The organism is Actinosynnema sp. NPDC059335 (genome assembly GCF_042752395.1).
Lineage (GTDB): Bacteria > Actinomycetota > Actinomycetes > Mycobacteriales > Pseudonocardiaceae > Actinosynnema.
Map to the genome: position 1 here is coordinate 67,710 of NZ_JBHYXZ010000024.1, position 8,223 is coordinate 75,932.

9 protein-coding genes are annotated in these 8,223 nt (G+C 72.4%); 8 read left to right on the plus strand and 1 reads right to left on the minus strand.

The annotated features are described in order from the left end of the window. Window positions 1-364: 364 nt before the first annotated feature. The 5 genes from ACFXGA_RS10880 (at window position 365) to ACFXGA_RS10900 (ending at window position 4,831) form a co-directional block, all read left to right on the plus strand. Window positions 365-718, plus strand: coding sequence for a DUF485 domain-containing protein (locus ACFXGA_RS10880; protein ID WP_378086482.1), 354 nt, complete (start codon window positions 365-367; stop codon window positions 716-718). Next, window positions 715-2,301, plus strand: coding sequence for a cation acetate symporter (locus ACFXGA_RS10885; protein WP_378086484.1), 1,587 nt, complete (start codon window positions 715-717; stop codon window positions 2,299-2,301). The genes ACFXGA_RS10880 and ACFXGA_RS10885 overlap by 4 nt, the downstream gene beginning before the upstream one ends. A 106-nt stretch (window positions 2,302-2,407) precedes the next feature. Further along, entirely contained in the window at window positions 2,408-2,746 is a 339-nt protein-coding gene (locus ACFXGA_RS10890; RefSeq protein ID WP_378086486.1) for a rhodanese-like domain-containing protein, read from the plus strand. 1 nt (window position 2,747) lies between these two features. Then, window positions 2,748-3,650: a DUF4328 domain-containing protein gene (locus tag ACFXGA_RS10895; RefSeq protein WP_378086488.1), complete on the plus strand. Its 903-nt coding sequence runs from the start codon at window positions 2,748-2,750 to the stop codon at window positions 3,648-3,650. A gap of 161 nt (window positions 3,651-3,811) precedes the next feature. Further along, a complete protein-coding gene (locus tag ACFXGA_RS10900) occupies window positions 3,812-4,831 on the plus strand; it encodes a glycerophosphodiester phosphodiesterase (RefSeq protein WP_378086490.1) in 1,020 nt (339 codons plus the stop codon). A gap of 12 nt (window positions 4,832-4,843) precedes the next feature. On the opposite strand, the gene ACFXGA_RS10905 is transcribed toward ACFXGA_RS10900, so the two are convergent. After that, a complete protein-coding gene (locus ACFXGA_RS10905; protein ID WP_378086492.1) occupies window positions 4,844-6,082 on the minus strand; it encodes a cytochrome P450 in 1,239 nt (412 codons plus the stop codon). Between the two features lie 93 nt (window positions 6,083-6,175). Between ACFXGA_RS10905 and ACFXGA_RS10910 the strand changes: the two genes are divergently transcribed. The 3 genes from ACFXGA_RS10910 to ACFXGA_RS10920 all read left to right on the plus strand — a co-directional run. After that, a complete protein-coding gene (locus ACFXGA_RS10910; RefSeq protein ID WP_378086494.1) occupies window positions 6,176-6,883 on the plus strand; it encodes a glycerophosphodiester phosphodiesterase family protein in 708 nt (235 codons plus the stop codon). 15 nt (window positions 6,884-6,898) lie between these two features. Further along, complete coding sequence (locus ACFXGA_RS10915; protein WP_378086495.1) at window positions 6,899-7,846, plus strand: DUF5926 family protein; 948 nt, start codon at window positions 6,899-6,901, stop codon at window positions 7,844-7,846. A 61-nt stretch (window positions 7,847-7,907) separates the two neighbouring features. After that, the coding region (locus ACFXGA_RS10920; RefSeq protein WP_378086497.1) for a DUF952 domain-containing protein at window positions 7,908-8,223 on the plus strand (316 nt) is incomplete at its 3' end.

The window sequence follows — 8,223 nt, forward strand, 5'->3', positions numbered from 1 at the left end:
ACGCGCTCGGCGCGGTCCCGGGCCCGGTTCGCGGCCTCCGGGAGCGCTCCCCGCGACGGGTAACCCGGTCATGACCTGCGCGGTACCCGTTCGGCCCTGAGGCGTGATCGCTGAGAGTGGACCTAGGTCTCGATCGGGTGAAGATAACCACACCGATCCGGTTACCGGTGATTTCGATCACCCGAGTGGCACTTCGTCTCAGCATTACTACCGCTCATCGCATCACTCGACAGTTGAGCGCAACGCCACACGAAAGGTCTTTCAGGCGTGACCCAGGTCTCCCTACGGTGCACGGCGTATCAGGAACGCACCAGGAGGACTTACGTGCCGTTCACACCGTCGTCAAGTACGCGAGGAGGGGACCGTGAGCACCTCTGAGCAGCACACCCCAGCCGACGCCCAGGGCAACCACAACTGGGTCGAAGTGCAGAACAGCCCCGACTTCCGGCAGCTCCGGCGGCGGCTGCGCAGCTTCGTCTTCCCCATGGCCGGACTCTTCCTGGCCTGGTACCTGCTGTACGTCCTGCTGGCCGACTACGCGCACGACTTCATGTCGACCAAGCTCTTCGGCAGCAACATCAACGTGGGCCTGATCCTCGGCCTGCTGCAGTTCGTGTCCACGTTCCTCATCACCACGCTGTACGTGCGGCACGCGAACAAGAACCTCGACCCCACCGCGGAGAAGATCCGCAACGAGCTCGAAGGGGGTCAAGCGTGAACGGCAACGCCCTGCTGAACATCGGCATCTTCGGCATCTTCGTCGCGGCAACCCTGGTCGTCGTCGTCCGGGCCAGCCGCAACACGAAGACCGCGGCCGACTACCTCGCCGCCGGCCGCGCGTTCACCGGCCCGCAGAACGGTGTCGCCATCGCGGGCGACTACCTGTCCGCCGCGTCGTTCCTCGGCATCGCGGGCGCGATCGCGCTCAACGGCTACGACGGCTTCCTGTACTCCATCGGCTTCCTGGTGGCGTGGCTGGTCGCGCTGCTGCTGGTCGCGGAGCTGCTGCGCAACACCGGCAAGTACACGATGGGCGACGTGCTGAGCTTCCGCATGCAGCAGCGCCCGGTGCGCGCCGCGGCGGCGACGTCGACCATGGCCGTGTCGTTCTTCTACCTGCTGGCGCAGATGGCGGGCGCGGGCGGCCTGGTCGCGCTGCTGCTCAACATCACCGGCAAGGTCGGCCAGGCGATCGTGATCGCGGTCGTCGGCGCGCTGATGATCGCCTACGTGCTCATCGGCGGCATGAAGGGCACCACCTGGGTGCAGATCATCAAGGCGGTGCTGCTGATCGTCGGCGCCGGCGTGATGACGCTGTGGGTGCTCGCCAAGTTCGGCCTGAACCTGTCGGGCCTGCTCGGCTCGGCTGTGGAGAACGCGCCGAAGGCGGGCGAGAAGCTGCTCGGCCCCGGCCTGCAGTACGGCGCGACCGGCACGTCGAAGCTCGACTTCCTGTCGCTGGCGCTCGCGCTGGTGCTGGGCACGGCCGGCCTGCCGCACATCCTGATGCGCTTCTACACGGTGCCGACCGCGAAGGAAGCGCGCCGCTCGGTGGTGTGGGCGATCTGGCTGATCGGCCTGTTCTACCTGTTCACCCTCGTCCTGGGCTACGGCGCCGCGGCGCTGGTGGGCCCGGACAAGATCCGGTCGGCGCCGGGCGGGGCGAACTCCGCCGCGCCGCTGCTCGCCGAGGCGCTGGGCGGCCCGCTGCTGCTGGGCCTGATCGCGGCGGTCGCGTTCGCCACGATCCTCGCCGTGGTGGCCGGCCTGACGATCACCGCGTCGGCGTCGTTCGCGCACGACATCTACGCGAACATCATCAAGAAGGGCGCGGTCGAGGACAAGGACGCCGAGGTCAAGGTGGCGCGCAGGACCGCCATCGTGATCGGCATCGTGTCGATCGTCGGCGGCATCGCGGCCAACGGCCAGAACATCGCGTTCCTGGTGGCGCTGGCGTTCGCGGTGGCGGCGTCGGCGAACCTGCCGACCATCCTGTACTCGCTGTTCTGGAAGCGGTTCAACACCTCGGGCGCGCTGTGGAGCATCTACGGCGGCCTCGCCGTGACGATCACGCTGATCGTGCTGTCGCCCGCGGTGTCCGGCAAGCCGACCTCGATGTTCAAGGACCTCGACTTCGCCCTGTTCCCGCTGTCCAACCCGGGCATCGTGTCGATCCCGGTGGCGTTCCTGCTCGGCTACCTCGGCACGATCCTGTCGAAGGAGCACGACAAGGAGAAGTACGCGGAGATGGAGGTGCGCGCCCTCACCGGCGTCGGCGCCGAGAAGGCGGTCGCGCACTAGCCGCCGTCCGCCCGCCGCGATCCGCACGCCGGTCGTCGTCCTCCCGGGGACGGCGGCCGGCGTGCTCCTTATCCCCCGCTTATGACCACCGTGGCAGCATGGAGCCGTGACCGTTCCCAGCGTTGAAGTGTCCGGGGTGCCGGCGGAACTGCCGGCGGGCAAGGTGCTGCTCGACGTCCGCGAGGCGGACGAGTGGGCGGCCGGCCACGCGCCCGGCGCCCTGCACATCCCGATGAGCGAGTTGGCGGGCCGGCTCGGCGAACTGCCCGACGACACCGAGTTCTACGTCGTGTGCCGCGCGGGCGGCCGTTCCGCGCGGGTCACGCAGTACCTGAACGCCAACGGGTGGGACGCCACCAACGTCGACGGCGGGATGCAGGTGTGGGCCGCCCAGGGTCGGCCGCTGGTCGCCGAGGTCGACGGCGCGGAGCCCGAGGTCATCTGACATGGCGCTGCGGCCGTTGCGGGTGGACTGGGTGGCGAGCCCGCCGCCCGGCGCCTACCCGCACCGTCGCCCCGGCGCGCCGCGCCGGGGCTACACCGGCCCGCCGTCGTACCCGGTGCCGCCGCGCTGGGGCTTCCCGCTGCTGGCGTGGCGCTGGCCCACGTCCGTGGCCACGGACGACCGCCCCGCCGACACCGTCGACCAGGTGCAGCGGGTGGCGCGGACCGCGTCGCACGCGCTGGGCCTGGCCGCGCTGACCGCCCTGTGGGCGGCGGGCAGCGAGATCTGGCGTTACGTGTTGCTGCTGCTCAGCCGCTACGGCGCGTTGTCCGCGACCACGGTCGGCGTGTCGGACGCGATGGTCGTGGCGTCGTCGGTGGTGATGGTCGTCGCGTCCGCGACGGCCCTCGTCTTCACCCTCCTGTGGCTGCGCCGGGCCCGCAACGCCGCCGCCGCGGAGGCGGGCTACGGCCCGTCGAGGTCGGACCACGAGGTGTTGCTCGGCCTCGTCGTGCCCGGCGTCAACCTCGTCGTGCCCGGCTCGGTCCTGGCCGAGCTGGAGCACGCCGCGTGCCGCGCGCCCGCCACCACCCGCCCCGCCCCGTCGAAGCTGCTGCGCTGGTGGTGGGGGTTGTGGGCGGCCGCCGGCCTGTTCGCCGCGTTCACCCTCGCCTGGGGGTTCCGCGACGGGGTGCAGGCCCTGGCCGACGGCGTGCTCTTCCACGCCGTGGCCGACCTGCTGGCCGCCGCGGTGGCGATCGTGACGGCGGTGGTGGTCCGCCGCATCACCACGCTGCTGCTGCCGGTGGAGGCGGGCGCGATCCGCCGCATGCGGGTGGTGGACGTCAAGGACGCCCCGGCGCCCGCCCTGCGCCCGGTCCGCCCGTCGGGTTCGCCGCGCTGACCCGTTCGGCCGGGAAGTCCGCCCGGGTCCGCGTGCCGACCGCCTCCGCCGCCTGGTGCCGGCCCGAGCCGGTCGCGGGCTGACCGGCGGCCCCGGTTGTTCAGCGGTCGTTCCCCCGGCGGTCGTTGGGCGCCCGGCCGACCCCGTGCCACGGTGGCCCCATGCGGGCACTCGTGGCAGCTCTGGTCCTCTCCGTCCTGGTCCCCGGCGTGGCGGCGGCGCACGGCGGCAAGCGGCAGTTCGACCTGCAGGCGCACCGGGGAGGGATCGGGCTGACGGTCGAGAGCACCCTGGCGGCGTTCGGCAAGGCGCTCGAACTGGGCGTGACGACCCTCGAACTGGACGTCCAGATCACCAAGGACGGCCGCGAGGTCGTGACGCACGACCGCCGGACCAACCCGGCGAAGTGCCTGGACACCGCGCCCGCGTTCCCCGGCGACCCGGCGTTCCCCTACGCCGGCCGGTACGTGAAGGACCTGACGTTCGCACAGGTCCGCACGCTGGACTGCGGGTCGACCCGCTGGTCGCAGTACCCGGAGCAGGAGCTGTCGCCGGGCGCGCGGATGCCGACCCTGGCCGAGGTGTTCGACCTGGCCCGCCGCCACCGCGCGTTCGACGTGAAGTTCAACATCGAGACCAAGGTCGAGGCCGCCGCGCCGCACGAGACCGCGCCGCGCGAGCAGTTCGTGGCGGTCACCGCCCGCGAGATCCGCGCGTCCGGCTTCCTCCGCAACGTCACCGTCCAGTCGTTCGACTGGGGCACGCTCATGCTGTGGCGCGAGGTCGAGCCGCGCGTGCCGCTGGTCGCGCTGACCCAGCCCGAGTTCCTGCGCCCCGGCTCGCCGTGGACCGGCGGGCTCGACCTGGCCGACTTCGGCGGCAGCGTGGTCGAGGCGGTCAAGAGCTTCGGCGCGTCCGCGCTGTCCCCGGTCCACGGCAACCCGCAGAACGGGGAGGTCGGCGACCCGGACTACGTGCCGTTCACCACCAAGGCCCTGGTGGACGAGGCGCACGCGCACGGCCTGAAGGTCGTCCCGTGGACCGTCAACGACCCGGCCACCATGCACAAGCTCATCGACGACGGCGTGGACGGCATCATCACCGACTACCCGGACCGGCTGCGCACCGTGATGGCCGACCGCGGCCTCAAGCTGCCGAAGCGGCACCCGCTCAAGCGGTAGGCCCCGCTGCGGCTACCGGCGGGGAGCCGTGAGCGGCAGGTCGTGCAAGCCCCGGATGACGAACTCGGCCCGCCGGCGCGGTTCCGCGGCCCGTTCCGCGCCCGGCAGCTTGCGGACCAGCGCGGACAGCGCGGCCCGCACCTCGATCCGGGCCAGCGGCGCGCCCAGGCAGTAGTGGATGCCCATGCCGAACCCCAGGTGCGGGTTCGGGTCGCGGGACAGGTCGAAGGTGTCCGGGTCGCGGAACACCAGCGGGTCGCGGGCCGCCGCGCCCAGCAGCGCGGCGATCTTCTCGCCCGGCTCGACCCGGTACCCGGCGATGGTGACCGGCTCGGTCGCGGTGCGCTCGAACAGCTGCAGCGGCGAGTCGTAGCGGATCAGCTCCTCCACCGCCGTGGGCAGCAGCCCCGGGTCGGCCACCAGGCGACGCCACTCGTCCGGGTGCCCCATCAACGCGTGCACGCCGTTGCCGATGACGTTCACCGTGGCCTCGTGGCCCGCCATGAGCAGCAGCACGGCGGTCGACACCAGCTCGTCCTCGGTCAGCTTCGCGCCGTCCGAGTCGGTGACCGCCACCAGGTCGGACACCAGGTCGTCGCCGGGCGAGGCGCGCCGCAGCGCGACCAGCCCGCGCAGGTAGGCGACGAACTCGGTGGCCGCGCGCTCGGCCGCGGCCCGCTTGTCCTCGGCCAGGTCGTACTCGTACATCTTCACGATCGCGTTCGACCACGGCTGCAGCAGCGGCCGGTCCCCGGCGGGCACGCCGAGCAGCTCCGCGATCACCTCGACCGGCAGCGGCGCGGCCACGCGGGCCAGCAGGTCGGCCTGGCCGTCGTCGCGGATCGCGGCCGCCAGGTCGTCCACCAGCCGGTCGGCCAGGTCGGTGATCCACGGCCGCAGCCGCTCCACGTGGCCGCGGCCGAACGCGGCGGCCACCAGCCGGCGCAGCCGGGTGTGCGTGGGCGGCTCGTTCTCCAGCATCGAGTTGCGGTGCAGCAGGTTGAACGACCCGAACAGGTCCAGCGGCTCCGCGTCGCTCCAGATCCGGCCGAGCGACCGGTGCCGCAGCACCGCCGACGCCGCCGCGTGCGACACCGCCACCGCGACGCCCATCCCCTCGTGCCAGTGGACCTCGCCCTCCGCGCGCAGGGCGGCGAACGCGGGGTAGGGGTTCGCGATGAACGCGGGGTCGTGCTGGTCGAAGGACGCCACGGTGACGGACGGTAGGTCTAGAGCGAGGCTCGCGTCCATCCGAGTGTGGTTGTTCTTTCAAATATTCAGCGAGCTGTGACATCGCGTAGTCGGGTTGACCGCCCGCGTGCCTCACCAGGACCATTGCCCAGCGTGTCGCCCGAAGTCATCGCCCACCGCGGCGCGTCCACCCGACGGCCGGAGCACACCCTCGCCGCGTACGAGCTGGCCCTGCGCCAGGGCGCGGACGGGCTGGAGTGCGACGTGCGGCTGACCAGGGACGGGCACCTGGTCTGCGTGCACGACCGCACGATCGACCGCACCAGCGGCGGCTCCGGGGCGGTCGGCGCGATGACCCTGGCCGAGCTGCGCCGGCACGACTTCGGCAGCTGGCACGGCGGCGAGCCGGCCGAGGTGCTCACGCTGGCCGCGCTGCTGGCGTTCGCGGCCGACCACGGCACGCGGCTGTTCGTCGAGACCAAGCACCCCGTCCGGCGCCGGGGCGCGGTGGAGCGGCGGCTCGCCGAGGAGCTGGGCCGGCACCGGGTCGACGTGGTCATGATGTCGTTCTCCGTCTTCGCCGTGCACCGGTTCAAGCAGCTGCGGCCGGAGGTGCCGACGGTCCTGCTCTACGACCGGCTGTGGCCCCGCACCCGGCCCCGCTTCGCCGACTTCGCCGGACCCGGCGTTCACCTGCTCAAGCGTCACCCGGACCGGGGAGAGGGCGTCTACGCGTGGACGGTGGACGACCCGGCCGACATCGCGCTGTGCCGGGAGCGGGGCGTGCGGTTCCTCGCGACCAACAACCCGGAGGAGACCCGCCGGCACCTTGCGGATAACTTGACGCCCGACCAGCCCTGAGACCGAGGAGGCGCGGTGGCGAAGCGGACAGCCGTGAAGACCAAGCCGGCGGACGGCGTGAACCCGCGGCAGCCGTGCCCGTGCGGCTCCGGCAAGCGCTACAAGGCGTGCCACGGTTCGGCGGGCGGCGCGGCGGACGTCATCGTGTCGCGCCCGTTCCAGGGCCTGGCCGCCGAGGCCGAGCTGATCGCGCTGCGCGAGTTCGTGCCCTCGGCGACGGTGAAGCTGCCGCTCAAGGACGACTCCGGCCGGGACATCGTGCTGGCCACCGTGCTGCCGATGGCGGCGGCGGGCCTGGTCCGGGCGGACGGCACCGCGTTCGTGGGCCTCCAGGTGCAGACCCGTTCCGGCGACCTGAGCCGCGACCTGGCCCGTGCCGTGCAGTGGGCGCTGCGGGCGAAGACCGGTGACGCGCTCGCCGTCGTCGGCCCGGACGACGGCTCGAACCCCGGCCGGTTGCAGGACCTGCTCGACGTCGAGGCGACGTTGAGCCCCGAGCTGCACCCCGACTTCGCGTGGTGGCTGCCGCCGGACAACGAGCCGGCGGGCGAGGTCGCGCTGTCCCTGGAACGCGCGAACGCCGCGATCCTGCCCACCGAGCGCCTCACCGCCCCCGGCGTGGACGCCGCGTACTGGGTGGACGCGGGCGACAAGGCGCACCTGCGCTGGGTGCGGCCGGAGCCCGAGGAGGCGCTGCTGGCGGCGCTGGCCCGGCTGTCCGTGCGGGGCGAGCTGGACCTGGGCGAGGGGTCGCGGTACGCGGGCTCGTTCCGGGCGCACGGCCTGCTCGTGCCCGTGTGGGACCTGGACCGCGAGCTGCACTCCAGCGAGTGGGCGCCCGGCGCGGAGGCGTTGGGCAAGCGTTTGCGGGACGCTCTGACCAGCCTGGACGACGAGCCGCTCACCGAGGCGGAGCGGCGGGCGCGGGACGGTCTGCGCGGCCGGCAGATCACCCTCCGCTAGCGGCTGTCCACAGCTATCCCCAGCTTTGTCCACAGGACCTGTGGACAACCCAGGAGGCGGCGTGATCCTGCGGATCAGTGCGAAGGCGGACTGGCGGAGGGCGCGCGAGGACGGCGCGATCCCGCTCGACCCGGACGGGTTCGTGCACTGCTCCGACCCGGGCACCGTGCACCTGCCCGCCAACCGCCTGTACCGCGACCGGCACGACCTCGTGCTGCTCGTGATCGACCCGGAGGGCCTGCCCGTGCTGTGGGAGCCGGGCGAGACCGAGGACGGTCCGTGGTTCCCGCACGTCTACGGGCCGATCCCGGCCGACGCGGTGGTCGCCGTGCACGAGCTGTCTCTTATACACAACTCCCAGCCCACGATACACAGCC

What these genes read in the sequence shown, in the direction of transcription:
- ACFXGA_RS10895 (WP_378086488.1), top strand. Translation starts at nt 2,748, where the DNA reads ATGGCGCTGCGGCCGTTGCGGGTGGACTGGGTGGCGAGCCCGCCGCCC.
- ACFXGA_RS10900 (WP_378086490.1), top strand. Translation starts at nt 3,812, where the DNA reads ATGCGGGCACTCGTGGCAGCTCTGGTCCTCTCCGTCCTGGTCCCCGGC.
- ACFXGA_RS10905 (WP_378086492.1), bottom strand. Translation starts at nt 6,082, where the DNA reads ATGGACGCGAGCCTCGCTCTAGACCTACCGTCCGTCACCGTGGCGTCC.